Source organism: Longimonas halophila, from assembly GCF_002554705.1.
Classification (GTDB): domain Bacteria; phylum Bacteroidota; class Rhodothermia; order Rhodothermales; family Salinibacteraceae; genus Longimonas; species Longimonas halophila.
This window is the reverse complement of record NZ_PDEP01000003.1, coordinates 38,329-59,792: the sequence shown is the minus strand read 5'-3', so window position 1 is coordinate 59,792 and position 21,464 is coordinate 38,329. Positions and strand designations below refer to the sequence as shown.

Below are 21,464 nucleotides of genomic sequence, written 5' to 3'. Positions count from 1 at the left end.
ACTTTCGTTACGCTGCATAGTAGCAGGGCTGCTGTTGTTGGTATGGATAAGCGCGCCGGTTGAAAGCGTTGCCCAGGACGTTAGCCCCGAAGTGCGCGAAGAGCTGAACAACCAGGGCATGTCAGCGGCCGAGGCGCGGCGCCAGGCCCGCGAGTTGGGCATCGACCTGTCCAACCCGCAGCGCGCGGCACAGCAAGCCCGCCAGCTGGGGGTTCCGGAGTCGCGCATCAACGCGTTGCTACAGGCGGCCGAACGTGCGGAGCGCGGCAGTGGGGATGGCCAACAAGCAGAAGAAACTATAGCCATGCCTTCGGTGCCGATGCTCACAGGCCGCGCATCGCTCAACCCGGCCCAGATTTTCGTGGGCGACCTACCGCGCGAGGTGTCTGTACGGGTACCGCTGCGGAGCGAACAGCCTATCGAAAACGTGAATCCGTTCTTCCTGACCGCAGAAGGCGACACCGCGCGCGTAGAGAGTGTGGAACGTATTTCCGGATCTGAACAAGAGGGCACATGGGAAGGTCGCCTCTTTACGCCCGAAGAAAGCGACCCCGCCAATTGGCCGCTTTTCACGCGCGTTGAAACGCAAGACACCACGGTTGTCATTGCTACAGGGCGTCGCCTGGAGCTAACGGATACCCCGATTGAAGACGAGGATGAGCCCGACGAGGACGCCCGCCCGCGCCTCGACGATCTGTCTGCGTTTGGATACGAACTGTTCGATTCCATTCCAGAAGCCTTTGCGCCGCAGCCCGTGGGGCCGGTTGATGACAGCTACATCGTGGGACCCAACGACGAACTGCGGCTTACGGTGTGGGGCGCAGCCGATTTTCAGTACGACCTGACCGTTGACCGCGAAGGGCGGATCAACATTCCGGATGTGGGGCAGATTACCGTAGCCGGAAAGCGCCTGTCTACGCTTCGCGAAGACGTAAAGCAGCAGCTTTCGCGGAGCTATTCGCAGCTCACCACCGACCCGCCCACCGCGTTTATGGACCTCACGGTCACGCGTTTGCGTCCGGTACAGGTGTTTGTGCTGGGCGAGGTATCGCAGCCTGGTGGATACACCATGAGCAGCTTCTCTACGGCATTCAACGCGCTCTACAGCGTAGGTGGCCCGCTGGAGCGCGGCAGCTTGCGCAATGTAAAGGTCATTCGCAATGGTAACGTTATTGCCACTGTCGACTTTTACGACTACCTGCTGCAAGGCTTTGCCGAAAACCCAGTGCAACTGCAGAATAACGATGTGGTATTTGTCCCGCCACGCGGAGAAACAGTAGCCGTGAGCGGAGCCGTAAAACGACCCGCCATCTACGAAATGCGTCCGAACGAGACCTTGGCCGATCTCGTCGAGTACGCGGGCGGACTCGAAGCCAATGCCTACACGGATCGGTTTACCATCAATCGCATCGTGCCGTTTGATGAGCGCAGTGATCCCTCGATTGCGCGTGAAGTCGTCAACCTGAACCTCAATGCAGCACGTTCGGGGGATGTACAAGTCGGGCTCAACGACGGCGATTTCGTTCGCATTCGCACGATTCTGGAGGCCGACGAACGGGCCGCCCGAGCCCGCGTGAACAGCGCGCAGGTATCAGGAGCCGTTTTTCAGCCGGGCGAGTATGAGCTTGGCGGAGACATTCGCACCGTGCGCGACCTGGTGGAAGCCGCCGATGGCGTAACCGGAGATGCCTACATGCCGCGCGCCGAACTCTTGCGCATCGATGAGAACCTCGACCCAGCCGTACGTGGCCTCGACCTGGAAGCCGTTCTCAACGACGATCCGACCCAAAACGTGGTGCTGCAGCCGGGCGATAGCTTGCATGTGGCATCGCGCAACGCGGTGCTGCGCGACCGGCAAGTACGTATTTCTGGCGAGGTGCGGCGCCCCGGTCGCTATCGCCTACGTACCGACATGACGCTGCGTGACCTGCTTGCACAGGGCGGCGGGCTCTTCGACGAAGAGTATCAGAAAGATGTATTCATGGAGCGCGCTGATCTGTTTCGGGAGTCGCCCGATGGCAGCCGTACCGAGATCATCCCCTTTCACCTGGGCAACGCGATCGAAGGCACCGGCGAGGCCGATCGCCGCCTGCAGCCGGGCGACGAAGTGCGCATCTATCAGGCTACGGTAGAGCGTCTCGAAGAGCGCTTTGTGGAGGTGAGCGGTCGCGTCAAAGATGGCGGTCGTATCCCGTACCGCGATGACATGACCCTGGCCGATGCACTACTGCAGGCAGGTGGACTTGACGAAGGCGCGCTGCTTCGCGAAGTAGAAGTCACGCGCATGCGTATCGACGCAGATGGCAACGAGCGAGCCACTCCGATTACGGTTCCGCTGGGCGGAACGCAGTACACCGATCCGGTCAGCTTTGCTGCAGATGGCGATTCGGCACAGGTGCTCGGTGAGGCGCGCACGTTCGAACTACAGCATCGCGACCGCATCTTTGTACGCCAAGACCCGGCGTTCCGTACGCAAGAAACCATTGCCGTAGAAGGCGAAGTGCAGTTTCCCGGTCAATACACCATCCTTGAAGACAACGAACGCCTCAGCGAAGTGCTGCAACGGGCAGGCGGCATTTCGTCTACGGGATACGCGGGCGGAGGGCGCCTCATCCGGGAGGGTGAGCAGGTTATTAGCGATATTGGCGAAGCAATCGATGGGCGCGAGCGAAGCGATATCATCGTGCAACCGGGCGACCGCATCGTCATCCCCAAACGCCCGAATACAGTGACCGTACGTGGTAATGTGGCCAACGAGGGGCTGATTAAGCACGAGTCAGGAAAGCGCGTTGGGTACTATATCGACCGTGCGGGTGGGCTCCGCGAGGATACTGAAACCATCTTGCTTACCCAGGCATCGGGAGCTACCTTTCGGGTGCGTACCGGATGGTTTCGGCGCACCCCCCGCGTTGACGACGGCGCGACCATCGAGGTCATTGCCGAGCCCGAGCAGCCCGAAAGTGAAGAGTCGTTCGATCTCTCCGAAACGCTTACCGAGGTAACTGGCATCCTGTCGAGTGCGCTTACGATCATTGTGCTTGCGAGCCGCGCGTTTGACTAAACGCAGACTCGACCTTTTGCATTGCCTCTTCCTGGTTCCTCGGTTGCCCCGACGCTATGTCTGAGACTGTCAACGCTTCGTCTGCTTCTTCCACGCCGCCTTCGGACGGATCGCCCACGGAGGCAACCTCACCCTATGCAGAGGAAGAAATCTCGCTGCTCGACCTGCTGGTCGTTCTGGCGCAGAACCGACGCTTTGTTATCGGGTGCGTTGTGGTATTCACGCTCTTTGGGGTGATCTATGCCGTTGTTACGCCTGAGCAGTACACATCGAGGGCAGAAATGGTGCGTGAGGTGGAGGACGGGTCGGCCTCCGTTCCAGGCGGATTTTCGGCGCTGCGCGGCCTGGGCATTAGCCTGGGGGGCGGATCGACAGGGTTGACGGCAGAAACCTATCCGCGCATTCTCACCAGCCGTGAGGTTACACTATCGGTGGTGCGCGACACCTTCTACTTTGCTGATGCAGAGCAGGAGATGAGCTTCGTTGACTACCATGCGCGTGAGACGGGCGGCGTACTGTCTGCACTGAAAAAGTATACAATCGGGCTACCAGGGCAAATTTTGAGTGCTCTGAAAAGTGAACCGAGGCAGCGTCCCGTAGAAACGTTGGATGGAGATGAACAGGTGTACCCGGCTGAAGAAGAAGAGGAAGCAATGGAGATCATCAGCAACATGGTGAACTCCTCAGTTGACGTTGAAAGTGGTATTATGACAGTGTCGGTGACTGATTATGATCCGGTGCGGGCGGCGGAGATCGCCGACAGCTTTCTAACGCATCTCACCGAGCGCGTGCGTACGATTCGCACGCAGAAGTCGCGCGACAACCTGGCATTCATTAATGAACGGTTTGAGGAAGCGGAGGATGAGCTGGAAGCTGCTGAGCAGCGCCTGGCGGCGTTCAGCGACCGCAACCGTGACATTCAGTCGGCTCGTCTGCGCACTGAGCGCGATCGTCTCCAGCGCCAGGTCCAGTTTGCATCCAACCTGTATAGCGAGTTTCAGACGCAGCGCACGCAAGCACAGATTGAGCTTCAAAAGAGTCAGCCTGTCATCACGATTCTGGAAGCGCCCACACCGCCTATCAATCGCAGTGCCCCCCAGCGCACGCTGCTGGTACTACTTAGCGCCTTCTTAGGAGGAATTGTTGGCATCGGAGGTGCATTTGCGCGCACGTTCTTCGCAAATCAGAGCGACGAGGAAGAGCAAGAGAAGCTGCAGCAGGTGAAGGCGGCCCTTCGCGATCCACTCGGACGCAATGTTTCTCCTGAAAATGCTTCTTGAACGAGGTAGAAGAGCACACCCACTCTACGAAGAATCAGCAGGCGCCACTACGACGGCAAGCTGCCCACCCTGCGGCGATACGGCAATGCGCGAAGGTGTAGCGGGGGCCCAGTCATGCACCACACGCCACGAGGCGGCCTCAGGATGCCACTGATAGAGCGCTGTGCCGCTTGTCATAAGCAGGTAGCCCTCGGGCGTCCACACGTGGTCGCCGTTGCCATCTAACGCCGGGGCGTATGTCTTCACCTCTTCCGGGCTGCGCACCACCAGCAGCGAATCTTGGGCATCGGCATGGCGCTGCACGGCACTGATGCGCCTGCCATCTGGATGCACTTGAATAGACCGCCCAATGTTGCGGCGAACCACCGTCGGGTCGGCATTGGGGCTGCGCGGAGTCCACTGCAGCGTGGGCGGTTCGCCCAGCACAAACAGCGCCCAGTGCGTTGTATCTACTGGAGCAAAGTAGCCCACCGGTTCAATCTGGGGCAGCAGCACGGTTCCCGTTGTAGCAGGGACCGCTGCCTCACGCATGGAAAACTTCCAGAGCCGCTGGGTACCATCGTCTTCCACACGGACTACGGCGTAGGTGCTGTCGGAGAGCGGGGTGGGCGAATACTCGCTGGTGGGCGTAGCGGTCAAAGGATGCGGCGCGTCGGCATCCAGCGGCCAGCGGTAGATGTCGGTCTGCCCGTTGCGTGCGGAGGTGTAGAGAAGCGCGTGCCCATCGAAGGTGAACTGCGGCTGATTGTCGTACCCTGTGCGCTGCGTCCGGTTGATGGGGGGAGCAATCGCAATCGAATCCCCCTGGACCGTGTACGCAGCCTGGAAGATGTCGGTTGCGGGGGGAGCAGGAGGGGCGTCGTTCGTATCGCGTTCAGCGGTGCATCCCAGAGCCATAACGGCGAGCAGAAGCCCGATCCACGCAAGAGCCGTTCGAGAGAGCCAAGCAGGCATCATGAGGACGAGAGGGCATCGGCGTGCAGAACGAAAGGAGGTACCGGGCAGTCCAGCGCCTCGGCCACAGCCATGAGCAGGTCGGCTTCGGCGTCGGTAACGGTGTCGTCATCCAGGATACAGCGCGCGCAGGCCTCAAGCACTTGCTGTTTGAGCGCTGGGCGCGTCTGAGCCAGGCGGTCGAGTGCATCGTCGAGCTGGCTGGGGTGGGCGCTGGTGCGTTGGTGCGCGCTTGGGTCGCTTACATCGTCAAAGGCGCCGATTCCGGCTTCAAAGGCCTGGGCCGCTTCACGTTGAGTCTGTGCGCCTGCCTGGGCGATCATAGAGAGGAGCGCAACCGCGTCGTCTTGAATCTGGCTAAACCGCTTAAACCGAGGACGATCGGACGATGGGTTGGCAATGCGGTCAAGCCGGTGCCGCACAACGGTTTCGAGAGCGTATTCAAACACCGTGAGCTGATCATCGGCTCGAACAAGAGCCTGCGCGGTGTCATGAAGGGCGGTGCGCTGGTCGGCGCTGCGATGGCGCAGCGCTGGGGCGGTAATGTTGAGTAGGGGGAGGCGCAGGCGGTGTGGCAAGGCGTGCAGATCGTCCAGCAGCCGCATCACTTCATCGCGCTCTTCAGATGTCGTGTGTTCGCGCAGGACATCCATCTGAGCGGTGCGGTTGTCGGAGCCGGTCTGCGGCGAGAGGAGCAGGCCGTACACAATGGCCGTAGCGCCAAGCGGCTCGTGAGCTGCGTCGAGCAGAGATTCAGGGACTGCATTGCGCAACTTGGCACCAAAGTCAACGTCGTCGGCGGTGAGGTCGCCAGTGTGCGATACGACATCGTCGGCATTGGGGGCCGAGCGGCTCGGCGATGACGCGCTGCTGTCTCCAGCAAAGCCCGACGCACCAGCGGCCTGGGCCGCGCCCGCCCCTCCCGAAGCGGAGGATTGCGCCTCACGCTGCTCGCCTTCGAAGTCCGAGTCGATGCGTTGAATACGTTCTTCGAGCGGGGGGTGCGTAGCAAAGGCTCCACCGCCAAACAGCGCACTGCCAACGCCGTCGCTGAAGAAGAGGTGGCTGGACTCTTCGGCTTTCGGGTGTTCGATGGTTGAGCCAGATTCGTATCCCCCTATCTTTTTGAGGGCACCGCCAATGCCCTGCGGGTTGCGAGTGAACTGCACTGCAGCGGCGTCGGCCAGAAACTCACGCTGGCGCGACACCGCGCTCTTGATGAGACGACCAGACAGCAGCCCCACACTGCCGATAACAAGCAGGCCCACCCCGGCGGCAATCATAATAAGCTGCCCCTTGTTGTCCTCGCTGCGGCGGCGGCCCATGCTGCTGTAGAACGTAGCGCGTAGTAGCGTACGTCCAAGAATAGCAACGAGTAGGATGCCATTGAGCACGCCCATGAGGCGGATGTTCAGCCGCATATCGCCGTTTAGGATGTGGCTGTACTCGTGGGCAATAACGCCCTGTAGTTCGGCCCGGTTGAGTTGCTTCATGCAGCCGCGCGTCACGCCGATAACGGCGTCGTCTACCGTGTAGCCCGCTGCAAACGCGTTGATGCCGTCTTCGTCGAGCACATACACTTCGGGCGTGGGCACGCCCGAGGCAATGGCCATCTCCTCGACTACGTTGCGCAGCACCTGCTCGTCGTAGTCGGACGGATTGCGGTCGAGGGGCTGGCCGCCCAGCGATTCGGCCACGACATGCCCGCCTTGCTTAAGCTGGATGATCTTGAAGGCGCTGCCCCCGCCCACAATGACCACGGTACCCAGCACAATGAGAACAAACAGCCCCGGCTGAATGGGAGATATCCCGCCTTCGCTCATAAACATGAGGATCGCCAGCGCAACGCCGTATCCAGCTATAACGAGCCCAATCACAGCGGCAATGAACAGCACGATGAGCCGGGTGGTGTTGCGCCGGGCTTCGTCTTGGCGCTCGAAAAAGTTTTTCATGACAGCAGAGGACAGCGCGCAGCAGCAAAGAGCCAGTGAGTCAGTCGACAGGCCGCAAGGGGGCAGACGGGGTTAGTCGAACGATACTTCGGGGGCATTGCGCACCTCGGCGGTATCAACCTCGAAGTATTCGGCTTCGCCGTAGCCAAACATATTGGCAATAATGACGGTGGGGAAGCTCTCGCGAGCTGTGTTGTAGGCACGCACGCCGTCGTTGTAGGCCTGCCGGGCAAAACTCACCTTGTTTTCGGTGGTTTGCAGCTGCTCTTGCAGCTTCAGCATGTTCTCGTTGGCTTGCAACTCAGGATTGTCTTCCACCTGAATCATGAACCCGCTTACCTGCTTATCGAGCACCTGCTCGGCAGCAGCCAGGTTCTTCATCGCTTCAGGGTCGCCGGGGTTGGCTTTCGCACTCTTGCGGGCCTTTTCAGCCTGGTTACGCGCATCGGAGAGCGCCTGGAAGATCTTCTCTTCGTGCTTCATCGCGCCCTTGGCGGTGTTGACCAGTTGCGGGATGAGGTCGTGGCGACGCTGCAGCTGCACGTCGATGTCAGAGTAGAGGCTCTGGTAGCGCTGGTCGAGCTTTACGAGCTTGTTGTACTGGCTTACGGCATACAGCCCCACCAGCACCAGGGGGATGAGGATCAGTGCCAGAACGATAATCAGCGTGAGAATCATGGGAGTAGGGCGTTAACGAGAAAACAAAGGCAGCGGCCATGTTCATATGCGCAGTTCGCCATCGGCTCCGGCCAGTGAGCTGGGCGTATGCAACGCACAGATAGTCTACAGATGCACAGTCTACAGATAGATACGGATGCGTGGTCGGTTCTTCAAGTTTGCTGCATCATAGCTACTGAGAGAAAGGGATAACAGGGGCGGTGACACGCACAAATCGGTACAACGAAGAAAGCTTTGCCTGGGGTAGATGCTCGGGGTTGGTACCCTGTACGCGGCACCGGGTTGCCGTGGATACGTAGTTTGAATAAATCAGTGGTGACGCTGTCGTGCGCCGTAGCCCCCTGTGCTTGGGTCCGTGTTGGATAATGGAGACTGGCGTGGACACGCATACTGCCTTGTGCGTTGACTGTTGTGCAACCTCCATCCTTTGGCTTTCCTTCTTGCCCCTCTCCTATGGCTGACAGCTCAAAAGCGGAAGCACAGAGTGCCGCATCTCCCCAACCTGTAGCGAGTGGAGACGCTGGAGCATCGGATGCGAGCAACACCGCGCAGATCGATCCGAGCATTCAGCTGCCTGAAGGAGCCTCGGCAGCACAGCAAAACCAGTTTGGATGGTTTGGTGGGGTGTTTACGCCGACGCTGCTTACCATCCTTGGCGTAATCATGTTTGTGCGCGAGGGCTGGGTCATCGGCCATGCGGGCTTGCTGGGCGGGCTGCTCATTATTACAGTGGGATTTGGGATCACATTATGCACCGCACTGGCCATGTCGGCCATCACCACGAATATCCGCATTGGTGCCGGAGGGGCATATGCGATCATTGCGCAATCGTTGGGACTGGAAGTGGGCGGAAGCGTAGGGATTCCGCGGTTTCTGTCGCAGGCCCTTGCCGTGACCATGTACCTGTTTGGCTTTCGGGAAGGCTGGCTCTACATCTTTCCCGAGCATCCGACGCTGCTTGTTGATGCGGCGACCTTTCTGACGGTGTTTGTCATCGCATACGTGAGCGCAGACTTCGCGATTCGCGTGCAGTATCTCATCATGGCAGTCATTGCCTGCGCGCTTGCATCGATCGGGATGGCTGCAGCCACGGGCTCCATGCAGTACAGCCTGGGTGAGGTCCAACTGTGGGGCGACTTTGCTGGAAGCGCGGATACGGGCGGATCCGGCTTCTGGGTCGTGTTTGCCGTGTTCTTTCCTGCTACCACAGGCATCATGGCGGGCGCAAACATGAGCGGCGACTTGAAGGATCCGAAGCGCGCCATTCCACTCGGAACGCTCCTTGCCATCGGCGTTTCCTTCGTGATCTACGTTGTGCTGGCGATCTGGCTGGCCCGCTCGGCGACGCCCGAGGAGATGACGAGCAACTACACCATCATGATGGACAAGGCCTACTGGCCGTCGGCGGTGTTGGCCGGACTGCTGGGGGCCACGTTCTCCTCAGCACTGGCGTCGCTGGTTGGGGCCGCACGGATCTTACAGGCAATGGGCGCTCACCGCGTAGTACCGGGCGCCGACTGGTTGGAGCAGCTCTCTGAGAACGGAGAGCCGCGCAACGCCATGTGGATCACAGGCGGTATCATCTTCCTCTCTCTTCTGGTCCGCGACCTAAATGCAGTCGCGCCGCTCATCACGATGTTCTTTCTGGTAACGTACGCTATGATCTGCGCGTCGGTACTGATTGAACAGAGCCTGGACCTGGTCAGCTTTCGGCCTCGGCTGCAAATCCCACGCTGGGTCTCGTTCTTGGGACTCATCGGCTCGCTGTTTGCCATGTTTATCATCAATCCAACGGTGAGCCTCGTTGCTGTTGTTGTTACGCTTGGTTTCTACGTAGTGCTGGCCCGGCGCCATCTCGATGCTCCGTTCGAAGACGTACGCAGCGGCATGTTTGTCGCGTTTGCGGAGTGGGCCGCCAAGCGCGTTACGGAGCTTCCCACCATGCAAGAGCGCGCCTGGAAGCCCAACCTGCTCGTGCCGGTTGAAAACGCCAATGACCTGCGCGGCAGCTTCTTGCTCATCGAAAACATTACCAAGCCGCAGGGATCGGTCAAGATTCTGGGGGTGGCCCCAGAGGGGCATCCCGACGTGATGGATACCGAGATCGAGACGCTTACGCACTCCTTCCGCGAGCGTGGGGTGTTTGCTTCCTCCACAGTCCTCGACGTGGGCGACTTTGCGGGCAGCGTATGTGCGGCTATGCAGGCGCTTCGTAGCGCGTTCTTTCGCCCCAACACCGTCTTCCTTCGCCTCCCCGAAAGCAACACCCGAGAAGACGAACAGCAGGTTATCATTCGGGAGGCCGAGCGCGAGGAGATTGCTGTGATGATTTATGCGCCCCACCCTCGGGCTGCATTGGGACAGCGTGAGGTCATCAACGTGTGGATTCATGATCGCAGTCCCGACTGGCGTATTGCCATGCAGACAGGCAACCTCGACCTTGCACTACTCGCCGCCTACAAGCTTTCGCAGAATTGGGATGCAAAGCTACGCCTCATTACCATCGTTGATGACCCAGACGAACTGGAAAAGGCACGCGACTTCCTGGCAAAGCTAATCGATCTGGGCCGCATTCCTAATGCTACACTGATTGCTGAGCACGGCGAGTTCAAGGACTACGTGCAGCAGGCGCCCCATGCCGATCTCAATATCTTTGGCCTGCTTCCCAATCCCAACTTCGCGTTCTTCCGCGAACTTGTGTCCACCACCGAGTCGTCGTGTGTGTTCGTGCGCGACTCAGGACGCGAAAGTGCAATCGCATAGCTGCCGACCGCGCGTGCCCATTGGCTTAGAGGAAGCGGCTCACAGATAGATGCGTATGCTGAGCACATTCATCAAGTCGGTCACATACGGCTCGACCACAGCCGCGTAGTCGATGCGAAGGTTAAGCGTGCCGACGGACTGGCGGAGTCCGAACCCGGCGCTGGGCTTCCAGCCCTCGAATCCGTTCGCGCCCAGACGGTCGGCCCCGCCGCGCACATCGAGCACATCGAGCAGGCGATAGCGCACGCCCACACGCCCGAGCGACTCGTTAATCCGAAACGACGAGGTTGCGATCTGGTCAACGGGCTGAACGGGCGGGTCGCGGGGGATGCGACGGCGCTGCTCGCGCTCACTAAAACGCGCCTCATACTCGGCAAGAAGCATCAGGTCGCCGCCGAGCAGTTGCTGCGAGCCACTTATGCGGAGACGTACAGGAAACGCGTCGGTGGCAGAGCGCCCACCAACGCCCCCCGTTTCCCACTCGTAGGCGGCCAGCAGGTCGTTCACCGTAAGACCAAGCATCGTACCGTCGCGAGGCGTGTAGGTGAGGCCCAGGTCTACGCCAAGGCTCTGTACGGTACTGACTTCGTCGACGAGGTCGGCAATGTAAAACTTGAGCGTGGCGCCGGCGGCAACGCGATCGAAAAACTGGTTGCCAAATGCAAGAAAGAGCGCGTACTCGTTGGTGGAGAGCGTTTCGGTGGGGTTTCCGCTGGGATCCCGCCCGTCAATGTCGCTTACGCCAGCGCGTAACACCCCTGCGCTGATACCGGCGGTGGGGCCCAGCGGTGTGTTGAAGGCGGCCAGTTGCAATTCGCGGTCGAAGCTCATCAGTGCGGCTGAGAGCGACAGGTACTGGCCGCTGGCCTGGTGGGCGAGCGCCGGATTGTAGAGCGCAGCGATGTCGGCCTCGGGAGATGCGCCGAGCGCGTTGCCCAGGGCCATCCCCTGCGCATCCGCCCCGATGCGAGCAAAGGCGCCAGCAGCAGTATCTTGCGCAACCAGTGGGGGGGGACTGGTCAGCAGACCTATCAGGAGCCCCATGATGGCTCCAATCCATGCGGCGCTCCACGCACGCGGGGCAGAGGAACGGGCCGATTTGGTAGCACGCAGCATAAACATAGGCATCAGTCAATCAGCAGAATTTTGCCACGGGCGCTGCCGCGGTCGGTCTCGACTTCGTAGAAGTAGGTGCCGTTGGGCAGGCGGAGGCCGCTTTCGTCGGTACCGTCCCACACGAGCTCCTGCTCGCCGGATGCGTCGCCCTCGGAGCGCAGCGTACGGACGCGTTGCATCGAAAAGTCAAGGATGCGCACGCGGGTGGTGCCCGGCTCGTCGCGGGCATAGCGGATGCGCACCACGCGGTCGGCAGAGGGGGTAAAGGGATTCGGGTAGGCGTACGTGTCGACTGAGCGTCCGCCGGGCGTGTCGGGATCCAGCGGGGCCGATGCGCGAAACAACTGCCAGGTGAGGCCCCGATCGGTGCTGCGCAGGAGGCCGTCGGTGGTGCCCACCCACACGGCGTTGCGCGTCGTGGTCACTGCTCGGACGCCTGCATCGGGGCGGTGGTAGGCGCCGCTGGGCAATGCAAAGCGGCGGGTGGCCGTCCAGGTGGCCCCATCGTCTTCAGAGATGAACAGTCCGTTGTCGCCAGCTGCATACACGCGCTCATCGTCAAATGCGAGGTCGAAGATACGCTCATCGACCAGGGTCTGCGTGAACGAAGCCCCGTTGTTGGTGGTGCGCGTGACGCCAAAGCGCTGCTGCTGTCCCGGCTCGGTATTCACGGGCCACGTAATCATCCAGAGTGCATTGGGTGCGTTGGGCCGGACTTGCTCAGTGATGCGCACGACGTTGTTGCCGGTTAAGCCGTTGGGCGTGCCGGTGTACGTAAAGCGCTGCCAGGCGCGGGCGCCGCTGTTGGTGCGGTCGTTGGGCGTGGAGCGGTTGAGTCCGCCCGCGGTGCCTGCCCACACGGTACCGGAGGCATCCACCAGCACACTGCTCCCGATGTGGTTGAAGAAGCCCGACTGATCTCCGGCGGGGGCAATGGGGAAGTCGTACGCGGTGTCTGGGTTGATGGCATTGAGCGTGTCGGGAGGCAGTACCACGCGCTGCCATGAGGCGCCGTCGTTGGTGCTGTAGCGGATGCCGGCCTGCCCGGCTGCCAGCCATAGCGTATCGCCCGAGGCCGAGGTAGCAAGACCTTGCGGCGCACTGCCGGCTTCTTGCACAATGGGGCGGGCCGAAAGCGTGTTTATACCGTACGTAATGGTGGTGTCTTGCCCCGCGTCAAGGGCGGGAGGCTCAAAGCGGAAGGTCTCGCCCCCGTCGCGCGAGAGGAGGAAGCCGCCCGCAGCCGATTGCCCGTTTGCGTCGAAGGCCAGCCCGGCCGCCACCAGCGAGGAGCCCGGCAGGTCCGTTCGCACGTCGACCGCGAAGACGACATTGTCGTCGTCTTGCAGGGCGGGGGCCTCGGCTTCGCGAAAGGAGGTGCCGCCGTCGGTTGTGAGCGCCAGATTCGGGCCGATCCAGAGCGAGTCGCCTTGGGCTTCAAGCACCTGCACCACGTTGCTGGCGGGACCCGGCACGGGTTGGAGGGCCGCGTCGGGTGGAGTTTGGGCCTGCACGGGGGCAACAAGGCCCACAACGATTAGCACGGCCCATGCCCAAAAGCGCGATGCAGCCGCATCCCCCAGAACACGCGATACAGAAAAAAGCGAGCAGGTCATGGCGTGGTCGTTGTATCGGGAACGATGCGAATCTGGCCCAGCGCGACGTTGCTTTGCAGGCTATCGGCGCCGATGGCAAAAACGCGCAGGGTGTATTGATCGGGGGCTGCGGGCAGGGTGAACTGCGCCGACAGCGTGTAGGTGTTGCCCTCGGTCGGATCGGGGAGCGTGCCGGTAGCGCCGAGGTTGGAGCCGCTGGCCAGTAGCGAGAACACCACACGATCGATGGGAGCCGAGCCCGGGTCGGCTGTGATATTGAGGTTCAGCGGCACGCGCACATCGGCGTCGGGATCGGGGTTGGCAAGCAGCACGCGTTGCGGCGCATAGCTCAGGTTGCGCACCTGCGGGGCCGCGCGGTCGAGCGGCGGAGCCGTGGTGGGGGCATCGGTACATCCGGCAAGCAGGAGGCCCACGAGGATCCCACAGACCCAGGCACCGGCGAAAGCGGGGCGATAACAAAACGGCAGAGCAAACGGCATGAGGCAGCGGCGTTGTGAAGCAGAGCCCGTGCGCTGTGGTAGTCACGCGCTACATGATGGAGAGCGGTTGCAGGCTGAACGACGAGATAAAGATGGCGATGCACAGATATCCGAGCCAGCGCCGCGCAGGCGAGAGCCGTTCGCGGCGGTGCACCGGCGGGTGTTCGACGCGAATCAGCCACAGAATGAGCAGCGTCCAGATCAGCCACCCGCTGTACCCGATGGTGTGTAGCCCGGCCCACTCCATTTCTGCGAGGGCGGCTCCACCAAGAAGGGTGCCTAAGCTAACAATCTGTAAAACAGGGGCTTTGCTGAATATGCTTCGGTTGTAGAGATACAGTACGCCTGCTAACACGCCCCACGAGAGCCAGGTGCCCCACGCAGGCGAGAACGCAAGCAGGGCGGGCTGAATGCCTTCCATGAACCCGATACTGCCCGAAAGCAGCAGAATCCATACGAAGAGGCGGGCCAGACGGCGGTGCCATCGGTCCCCGAACAGTGCGTAGAGCACATGGCCACCGTCAAGCTGGCCTACGGGAAGCAGGTTGAGCGCGGTAAAAAAGAGGCCCAGCCATCCGGCAAAGAGCACCGGGTAGTGGTAGATTTCGTACATGGGTGGCACATTCTCGAACAGCTGCGAGAGCGCCCAGAACAGCGGCGTCTGGCCCACCACCAGCACCGAGGCCTCGCCCTCCGCATCCGCCAACGAGGGCGGTTCATCGGGGAAGGTGCCGTACTGCTCGATATGTGTCTTGAGTGCTTCGTGGCCCGGCTGATCCAGGAGATACTCGGGCGGCGGCAGGGTTGCAAATGCATATAGCAGGATGCCAAGCGCAATCACGAACCCGGCCACCGGCCCCGAGGCCCCAATGTCGAAGAGCGTACGCATGGAGGGGATAGGCTCCCGAATCCGAATGACGGCTCCAAAGTTACCGATGCCATTGAACGGAAACGGAATGTAGTACGGCAGCGACGTGTTGATGCCGTGGTGGCGCGCTGCAAAGTAGTGCCCGAACTCGTGCACGGTCAGAAAGCCAAGGAGCGGCACGGCATAGCGAATCCCGTCGAGCCACAGCGCCCACTGGCCGGCCGTTTCGTAGTAGAGGGCCCGGTTCACCCAGAGCGTGCCCGCGTAGATCGTCGACGCCAGCGTCAGCACAAACAGCCCCAGGTGCAGCCAGGCCCGGTCGGGCGAGGCCTGCGACGAGGCGCGTGGCGACGAGGCCGAAGACGATGCAGAGTTGGGCATGAAGGGGGCGGGCTACGAGGAGAAGAAGCCAGGTACGGGCCGTGGGCGTGGTGTCGGGCTACGAGAGGGCGTTGAGGCCAGTGGCAATGCGGTCGAGCGCCGTTTCGAGGTCGTCCATCGACGATGCGTATGAGATGCGCAGCCCGTTTGGGTCGCCAAACGCCTCGCCGGGCACCAGCGCCACGTGGTGCTGCTCCAGCAGATACATGCACAGGTCGTTGCTGCTCGTAATGGCCGTACCATCGGGCGTGGCTGTGCCAAAGAGCGCCGACACATCGGGGAAGAGGTAGAACGCGCCTTCGGGTGTGGGACACGTAACGCCAGCTATGCTGTCGAGGCGACCCAGCACGTAGTCGCGGCGCTCGTGGAACGCATCCACCATGTCGTACACCGGCTGCATGTCCATCGTGAGGGCCGCTTGCCCGGCGCGTTGCGAGATGCTGCTTGGTGCGGAGGTGAACTGCCCCTGCACTTTGGCCGCGGCCTGCACAATGGGTTCAGGCCCCGCCATGTAGCCCAGGCGCCATCCGGTCATCGCAAAGGCTTTCGAGAAGCCGTTGATGGTGATGGTGCGGTCGTAGAGTTCGGGCAGCCCAGCTATGGCGGTGTGCTCGGCATCAAACACGACATGCTCGTAGATCTCGTCAGAGAGTACGTACACGTGGTCGTTTGCCCGTAGCACCTCGGCGAGCGCTTCCAGTTCGCCACGCGTGTACACCGAGCCGGTGGGATTCGAGGGCGAGCACAGGATGAGCAGGCGCGTCTCGGGCGTGATGGCGGCGTCAAGCTGCTCGGGCGTAAGGCGATACTGCTGCTCCGGCGTAGTCGACACCGTACGCGGCGTAGCGCCAGCAAAGCGCGTCATCTCGGGATAGCTGACCCAGTAGGGAGCCGGGATGAGCACCTCGTCGCCCTTGTCGCACAAGACGTGCACGGCCAGCGCGATGGACTGCTTGGCGCCGTTCGAGCATAGAATCTGCTCGGGCGTGTACGAGAGGTCGTTATCGTGCTCGAACTTGTCGGCAATCGTCTCACGCAGCGAGGCCATGCCCGGATTCTCCGTGTAATTGGTGAATCCCTCGTCGATGGCCTGCTTGCCCGCCTGTGCAATAGCTTGGGGCGTGTTGAAGTCGGGCTCGCCTGCGCTGAGCGCGACGACCGGGTGCCCGGCGCGACGCAGGGCCGAGGCACGCGACTTCATAGCGAGGGTAGCCGACGGCTGCATCTGGGCAACGCGAGCATTGAATCGGATGGAATTAGGCATGAGCAGGATGTGGCGTGGGCTGGTATACGAGAAAGACAGGGGGCCTTGCAAGGAAACAACGCTTACGAGGCCGTCTCGGGCGCTTGGGGCTTGCGCGCGAGCGCCTGTACCACAGGAGGAGGCACAAACTTCGAGACATCGCCGCCCCAGTGGTGCACATCGCGCACGATGGAGGCGCTCACAAACGCATGCGCCTCCGAGGTCATGAGAAAGATGGTTTCGAGATCGGGCGCCAGTTTGCGATTGGCGAAGGCCATGCGAAACTCATAGTCAAAGTCGCTGACCTGTCGCAAGCCCCGCACCAGCACCTGTGCACCGGCCTCCTCCGCGCGATCGACGATAAGCCCTTCATGGGCCACCACCTGCACATCATCAAGCGATTGGGTGCACGACTCAATAAGGTCGATGCGCTCCTCGGTTGAAAAGAGCGTCTCCTTCGAGGCGTTTATGCCTACGGTCACCTCTACGCAATCAAAGAGCGCCAGCGCGCGCTCCAGTACGTCGAGGTGGCCGTATGTGAAGGGGTCGAATGTGCCGGGGTACAGGGCAAGCACAGGCAGTGAAGGGAATCAGGCAAGAGCAGGGCAGCTTATGCATCCGCAGCAGATTCGGGATCTGCCGATGCGGCCTCGGCATCTACAGCATCGGTATCTGCAGGCGGAAGTGGGGGACGAAAGACGGTGACGATGGTGCGCCCGTATGCACGATGCATGGTGCGGTGTGGGTGGTCATCGAAAAAGTGATGGGAGCTGTGCTCCAGCGTAAAGACGCCATCGGTGTTGAGGTGCGGCACGGCCAGGTCGGGCATCTCGCGCATCGCCTCCAGCTTATACGGCGGGTCGGCCATGATCAGGTCTACATCGGGACCGGTGTAGCGATCCAGATACGTAACGGCATCCCCCTGTACAAACAGGCATTGGTCGGATACGCCCAGGCGTTCGGCGTTTTGGCGTGCGCAGTTGAGCACATGGCCGTCCGACTCGACGAATGTGACGAGCGCTGCGCCGCGGCTAATAGCCTCAAGCCCCAGCGCCCCGGTACCGGCGAACAGGTCGATCACCTCGGCCCCTTGCAGATAAATGCGACTATCAATCAGGCTGAAGAGGGATTCGCGGGTGCGGGCCGTAGAGGGGCGGGTGCGGTGCCCGTCGGGGGCATCAATCGTGTGCCCTCGGAATTGGCCAGCAATAATGCGCATACAGGCAAGCAGTTAGTACGAAAGAAACGCGCTAAGCAAGGTAAATTGTGTACCGGGGTGATACCGGACAGGTTCGCGCGGGGGCTGTGCAGCCGCGTAGCTTACGACGTTGGGGACGCCAGTACGCTGTGGACGGCGGCCCACCGTAATGGGTGCAGGCTGCCGGACGCATCGGACGCATGCAGACGGTGCATTGTCTTCGAATGCGGAAGCTGGGCCAGGCGGGGCTGTACGCCTGCAATGGGAGGCATCATAGCGGCGTGCTGAGCGGCAGGGCCGTAGGTCCAGACAGCGGCAATCCCTGATTCGGAGAGGCGCAGCCGGTTCAGCAGTAGGGCAGCAAAGTATGCGCGGTCGGTTGGCGTGGATGCAAGAGGCGTATAGTAGAGATACGCACACGAATCGCTATGCCACAGGGCATACTCGGTATGTGAAGAATGACAACCAACCCCTAAGTGCCAGCCGTGTTGGCGTGAGGCACTCGCGTCGCAGGTGCGGGCTGCGCTGTTGGCAATGGCTATGTGGTCTGCATTGATAGCTTCAGCCCACTCGCTGGCACGTGCGTGCGCCGCATGAGGCAGAACGAGCCCGCGATACCACTGCATTGATGCAGGGGCTGGCAGGGGCGCGTCGATGGTCGTCATGGAGAGCTGAAGCGCCTGGGCACGGCGTGCTCCGGTAAGCAGAGCCGCCTGCTGCATAAGCGCGCGCCGACATGCCGATGCTGAGGCTGTGGACTGGAGGGGAGCCTGTACGGTAAGCGCCGCAGGGGGATGCACGAGCACATGCAAAGTGTCCACCGCAACCGTTGCGGTGCGAAAGGTAGCCGTTAACTGCGCCTGAACGTCGGTGAGCGCAGCAGCCTGCGCATCAGGCAGGGGAGCGGGTGCGAATAGGGCCCGGCTGGCGTGAGCATTGAGCGTTTGCTCAGTGTGGGCATACCACTGTACAGGTGCACGCGACCCTACCGCAACACGGCAGGTTGTCCCCCAAAGCTCCACGACAGCATCATACGCGGTGTTCATAAGAGATGGGGTACATCCCGGCGGGCCGGTGTGCCCCCGGCACGATCTACCGGATCGTGCAAGGGGAGACGCCGCCCCGGCGCAAATGCCGAGGCGAAGTCGTCAGGGCCATCATGCGGTTCGCCGTGGCTACTCCCAGCTGGCCACATTGGTGCGTGTGGGGTCGCCCGAAAGCGTACCGATCTGGTCGGTCGAATCGGGGGCCGGAGCTTCCAGCAGGTAGGTAGGCACCTGGCCGGTGTCGCTGAGGGTGTAGGTGAACGGCTCGCCATTGCGGGGCGAGTAGAACATCGAGTCGAGCTCAAACGACGTTGTGAAGATACTGTCGCGACTGGCCAGAAGCGCCGAATCCCGCTGAATGTGGGCCATGAGCTGGTCGAGCGAGTCGGGGTAGGTGGTGCTGTCACGCTCGTAGCGGTTCAAGACGGTGCGGATGTCGGACATGCGATTGCGCACCTCCTCGGTGATCCGCTGCTCGCGCTCGATGGCCTCATACGGTTCGGTGATCGAGTAATACAGGAAGTACGCAAGTGCGCCGATAACAATGGCCAGCACAACTTGCAGAGTAGTCCGGAGACGATCGCTCTTGAGCGCCATAAAGTACAGCAGTGGGTAAGACGATAGTGGAGAATCTAAACGCCGACCTGCGACGGAGCATGTGGAAGCGGTGCTTCCCGAAAACGAGGGCCGACTGGGCGGTGTTTAGTGGGACAGCACCCAGAGCATATGAGCCTGTGGCACTGACTGCGTGCTATAACATGAATCAAAAATATACGGTACCATAACGAATTGCAAGGATCGTTTTCCAGATCGTTATTTATTGACGTGACAATAAGCCGAAGCGGGTTCCAAAGGCAGCATATCTGTATGAGAAAGCTCAAACAACATCTGAAAACTCGCTGCGAGCTACATGCCGCCGGATAGCGGAGGCCAGCGCTACCCCGGTCAACGTTTCTCATTAGGATCGGCCTACTACCCTTTTCGGATACGGCCTAAACAAAGCGCTACAGCTCGGGTACAGAGAAGACCGATCTGAATGCCCACCTGCCCTGCATTACGCATTTTTTTGTATTCATGACCGTTCCGCGCCTGCTGATTAACATCGACCATGTAGCCACGCTGCGCAATGCACGCCGTGAGGCGGCCCCAGACCCGGTGCACGCCGCCGGGCTCTGCATGCAGGCAAATGCTCACGGAATCGTGTTTCATTTGCGTGAAGATCGACGCCACATCACCGAGCGCGACGTGCGTTTGCTCAAGCAGACCGTGCACGGCAAGCTCGACTTTGAGCTGTCTACAAATACCGAAGAGGTCGACATCTGCTGCGATGTACAGCCCGAATTGGCTACGCTTGTGCCCGAGCGGCGTGAAGAAGTGACGACCGAGGGCGGGCTCGACGTAACGGCCAATGCAGAGCGGCTGGATGCGGTGATTCCGAAGCTGAAAGGCGCCGGTGTTGAGCAGGTCGCCCTCTTTGTAGATCCGGTGCCGCATCAGATTGAGGCAGCAGCTGAAGCCGGGGCCCATGCAGTCGAACTGCACACAGGCGACTATGCCAACGCGACGACCGAGTCGGACCGCTTCCACGAGCTCGACCGTCTGGCAACGGGGGCAGAGGCGGCCCACCAAGCAGGCCTTCGCGTACACGCGGGTCACGGGCTCAACTACACCAACGTGCAGCCGTTCGTACGGGCCGTGCCGCATGTGGCCGAAGTCTCAATCGGATTCGCCGTCATTAGCCGAGCGGTGTTCAGCGGCCTCCCGCAGGCCGTACGCGACATGCGCCACCTCATCCACACCGCCTAACCTGTTTCAGACCTCCGCCTTCCCTATGTTCGACGACATTCCCGATTCCCACCGCAGCGGCTATGTGTCGCTTGTGGGCAAGCCCAATGTGGGCAAGAGCACGCTCATGAATGCGCTGCTGGGTCAGAAGCTCTCCATCGTAACGCGCAAGCCGCAAACCACGCGGCACCGCATTGTGGGGATTCACTCGGGGCCTGAGCACCAGATTATCTTTCAGGATACGCCGGGCATCATCAAGCCCGAATATGGCCTGCACAATGCCATGATGGACCAGGTAACCACGGCCATTCGTGATGCCGACCTGCTGCTCTTCCTGGCCGATGCCACCCGCGACACGCCCGATACGCTCAGCTTAGAGCACATCGAAGATCGCCCGGCGCTGCTTGTGCTCACCAAAATGGATCTCATTCCCCAAGAGCAGGCGCTTCCGCTTGTTGAGACGTACACCGGCCTGCGCGGCTTCGAAGAAGTTGTGCCCACGTCGTCTGTTACCGGGTTCAATCTCGATGTGCTGCTCGATACGCTGCGTGACATGCTGCCGCAGGGTCCGCCGTTTTATCCGAAAGACCAGATTAGCGAGCATCCGCAGCGATTCTTTGTTGCAGAGCTCATTCGCGAGCAGATCCTGGAGTATTTCCACGAAGAGGTTCCGTACTCCACACAGGTCAACATTGTCGAGTACACCGAGCGCGACGGCAGCAAAGACTTCATTGATGCAGAGATCGTGGTCACGCGGAAGAGCCACAAAGGCATTCTCATCGGAAAAGGCGGGCAGGCGCTAAAGCGACTGGGCAAAGCCGCACGGCATACCATTGAAGAGTTTTTAGGCAAATCGGTATATCTCCAACTGCACGTTAAGGTGCGAAAAGATTGGCGAAACCGGGAGCAGTTTTTGCGTTCGTATGGATACCGGGAGTAGAGAGCCTGGTGGGCACGCTATGCGGAAGCGCAGAGCGACGTTGTGTTTGTAGAGAGACGCCTGCATCTTCCGTGGCAGGACCTTGCTCAGTGACTTGAATTGCT

The 21,464-nt window shown here is 61.0% G+C and carries 17 protein-coding genes; 5 read left to right on the top strand and 12 right to left on the bottom strand.

All coding sequences use genetic code 11. From position 1 onward, the window contains the following. Positions 1–34 precede the first annotated feature (34 nt). Positions 35–3,061 (top strand): SLBB domain-containing protein, encoded by a 3,027-nt coding sequence (locus CRI93_RS04170; RefSeq protein ID WP_245850310.1) that lies wholly within the window; start codon positions 35–37, stop codon positions 3,059–3,061. 56 nt (positions 3,062–3,117) lie between these two features. Continuing rightward, positions 3,118–4,341, top strand: coding sequence for a Wzz/FepE/Etk N-terminal domain-containing protein (locus tag CRI93_RS04165; protein ID WP_098061355.1), 1,224 nt, complete (start codon positions 3,118–3,120; stop codon positions 4,339–4,341). A gap of 24 nt (positions 4,342–4,365) precedes the next feature. Here the strand turns inward: CRI93_RS04165 and CRI93_RS04160 are convergent, their stop codons facing one another. The 3 genes from CRI93_RS04160 to CRI93_RS04150 all read right to left on the bottom strand — a co-directional run bounded on the left by CRI93_RS04160 (position 4,366) and on the right by CRI93_RS04150 (position 7,925). Next, positions 4,366–5,298, bottom strand: a complete 933-nt coding sequence (locus CRI93_RS04160) for a TolB family protein (RefSeq protein WP_141491562.1) — start codon at positions 5,296–5,298, stop codon at positions 4,366–4,368. Beyond that, positions 5,295–7,247 (bottom strand): M48 family metallopeptidase, encoded by a 1,953-nt coding sequence (locus tag CRI93_RS04155; RefSeq protein WP_098061353.1) that lies wholly within the window; start codon positions 7,245–7,247, stop codon positions 5,295–5,297. The genes CRI93_RS04160 and CRI93_RS04155 overlap by 4 nt, the downstream gene beginning before the upstream one ends. Positions 7,248–7,319: 72 nt before the next feature. Then, positions 7,320–7,925: a LemA family protein gene (locus tag CRI93_RS04150; RefSeq protein WP_098061352.1), complete on the bottom strand. Its 606-nt coding sequence runs from the start codon at positions 7,923–7,925 to the stop codon at positions 7,320–7,322. A gap of 453 nt (positions 7,926–8,378) precedes the next feature. Here CRI93_RS04150 and CRI93_RS04145 point away from each other — a divergent pair, with 453 nt between their 5' ends. Beyond that, on the top strand, positions 8,379–10,688 hold the full coding sequence (locus CRI93_RS04145; RefSeq protein ID WP_098061351.1) for an amino acid permease: 2,310 nt from the start codon (positions 8,379–8,381) through the stop codon (positions 10,686–10,688). Positions 10,689–10,727: 39 nt separating this feature from the next. On the opposite strand, the gene CRI93_RS04140 is transcribed toward CRI93_RS04145, so the two are convergent. The 9 genes from CRI93_RS04140 to CRI93_RS04100 all read right to left on the bottom strand — a co-directional run bounded on the left by CRI93_RS04140 (position 10,728) and on the right by CRI93_RS04100 (position 19,232). Then, positions 10,728–11,804 (bottom strand): PorV/PorQ family protein, encoded by a 1,077-nt coding sequence (locus tag CRI93_RS04140; protein ID WP_245850308.1) that lies wholly within the window; start codon positions 11,802–11,804, stop codon positions 10,728–10,730. 11 nt (positions 11,805–11,815) lie between these two features. Further along, on the bottom strand, positions 11,816–13,420 hold the full coding sequence (locus tag CRI93_RS04135) for a sialidase family protein (protein ID WP_098061350.1): 1,605 nt from the start codon (positions 13,418–13,420) through the stop codon (positions 11,816–11,818). Beyond that, complete coding sequence (locus tag CRI93_RS04130; RefSeq protein ID WP_141491561.1) at positions 13,417–13,899, bottom strand: hypothetical protein; 483 nt, start codon at positions 13,897–13,899, stop codon at positions 13,417–13,419. Before CRI93_RS04130 ends, CRI93_RS04135 begins: the two co-directional genes overlap by 4 nt. A 49-nt stretch (positions 13,900–13,948) precedes the next feature. After that, positions 13,949–15,148, bottom strand: a complete 1,200-nt coding sequence (locus CRI93_RS04125) for a site-2 protease family protein (protein WP_098061348.1) — start codon at positions 15,146–15,148, stop codon at positions 13,949–13,951. Positions 15,149–15,206: 58 nt separating this feature from the next. Next, positions 15,207–16,412 (bottom strand): pyridoxal phosphate-dependent aminotransferase, encoded by a 1,206-nt coding sequence (locus tag CRI93_RS04120; RefSeq protein ID WP_176521675.1) that lies wholly within the window; start codon positions 16,410–16,412, stop codon positions 15,207–15,209. 62 nt (positions 16,413–16,474) lie between these two features. Continuing rightward, a complete protein-coding gene (gene coaD, locus CRI93_RS04115; protein WP_098061347.1) occupies positions 16,475–16,972 on the bottom strand; it encodes a pantetheine-phosphate adenylyltransferase in 498 nt (165 codons plus the stop codon). A 29-nt stretch (positions 16,973–17,001) separates the two neighbouring features. Then, entirely contained in the window at positions 17,002–17,610 is a 609-nt protein-coding gene (locus tag CRI93_RS04110) for an RsmD family RNA methyltransferase (RefSeq protein WP_098061346.1), read from the bottom strand. Positions 17,611–17,711: 101 nt separating this feature from the next. Further along, positions 17,712–18,635 carry a hypothetical protein gene (locus CRI93_RS04105; protein WP_098061345.1) on the bottom strand — a complete coding sequence of 308 codons (924 nt, stop codon included), beginning with the start codon at positions 18,633–18,635 and terminating at the stop codon, positions 17,712–17,714. 129 nt (positions 18,636–18,764) lie between these two features. Beyond that, positions 18,765–19,232: a hypothetical protein gene (locus CRI93_RS04100; protein WP_098061344.1), complete on the bottom strand. Its 468-nt coding sequence runs from the start codon at positions 19,230–19,232 to the stop codon at positions 18,765–18,767. A gap of 477 nt (positions 19,233–19,709) precedes the next feature. On the opposite strand from CRI93_RS04100, the gene CRI93_RS04095 reads away from it, so the two are divergent. Further along, entirely contained in the window at positions 19,710–20,441 is a 732-nt protein-coding gene (locus tag CRI93_RS04095; RefSeq protein WP_098061343.1) for a pyridoxine 5'-phosphate synthase, read from the top strand. 25 nt (positions 20,442–20,466) lie between these two features. After that, positions 20,467–21,360, top strand: coding sequence for a GTPase Era (gene era, locus CRI93_RS04090; protein WP_098061342.1), 894 nt, complete (start codon positions 20,467–20,469; stop codon positions 21,358–21,360). The last annotated feature ends 104 nt before the right edge of the window (positions 21,361–21,464 follow it).

Coding starts and splice junctions, on each gene's coding strand:
- era (WP_098061342.1), top strand. CDS start 20,467: ATGTTCGACGACATTCCCGATTCCCACCGCAGCGGCTATGTGTCGCTT.
- CRI93_RS04140 (WP_245850308.1), bottom strand. CDS start 11,804: ATGCTGCGTGCTACCAAATCGGCCCGTTCCTCTGCCCCGCGTGCGTGG.
- CRI93_RS04110 (WP_098061346.1), bottom strand. CDS start 17,610: ATGCGCATTATTGCTGGCCAATTCCGAGGGCACACGATTGATGCCCCC.
- CRI93_RS04105 (WP_098061345.1), bottom strand. CDS start 18,635: ATGAACACCGCGTATGATGCTGTCGTGGAGCTTTGGGGGACAACCTGC.
- CRI93_RS04145 (WP_098061351.1), top strand. CDS start 8,379: ATGGCTGACAGCTCAAAAGCGGAAGCACAGAGTGCCGCATCTCCCCAA.
- CRI93_RS04120 (WP_176521675.1), bottom strand. CDS start 16,412: ATGCCTAATTCCATCCGATTCAATGCTCGCGTTGCCCAGATGCAGCCG.
- CRI93_RS04165 (WP_098061355.1), top strand. CDS start 3,118: ATGTCTGAGACTGTCAACGCTTCGTCTGCTTCTTCCACGCCGCCTTCG.
- CRI93_RS04155 (WP_098061353.1), bottom strand. CDS start 7,247: ATGAAAAACTTTTTCGAGCGCCAAGACGAAGCCCGGCGCAACACCACC.
- CRI93_RS04135 (WP_098061350.1), bottom strand. CDS start 13,420: ATGACCTGCTCGCTTTTTTCTGTATCGCGTGTTCTGGGGGATGCGGCT.
- CRI93_RS04130 (WP_141491561.1), bottom strand. CDS start 13,899: ATGCCGTTTGCTCTGCCGTTTTGTTATCGCCCCGCTTTCGCCGGTGCC.
- CRI93_RS04150 (WP_098061352.1), bottom strand. CDS start 7,925: ATGATTCTCACGCTGATTATCGTTCTGGCACTGATCCTCATCCCCCTG.
- CRI93_RS04125 (WP_098061348.1), bottom strand. CDS start 15,148: ATGCCCAACTCTGCATCGTCTTCGGCCTCGTCGCCACGCGCCTCGTCG.
- CRI93_RS04095 (WP_098061343.1), top strand. CDS start 19,710: ATGACCGTTCCGCGCCTGCTGATTAACATCGACCATGTAGCCACGCTG.
- CRI93_RS04160 (WP_141491562.1), bottom strand. CDS start 5,298: ATGATGCCTGCTTGGCTCTCTCGAACGGCTCTTGCGTGGATCGGGCTT.
- CRI93_RS04100 (WP_098061344.1), bottom strand. CDS start 19,232: ATGGCGCTCAAGAGCGATCGTCTCCGGACTACTCTGCAAGTTGTGCTG.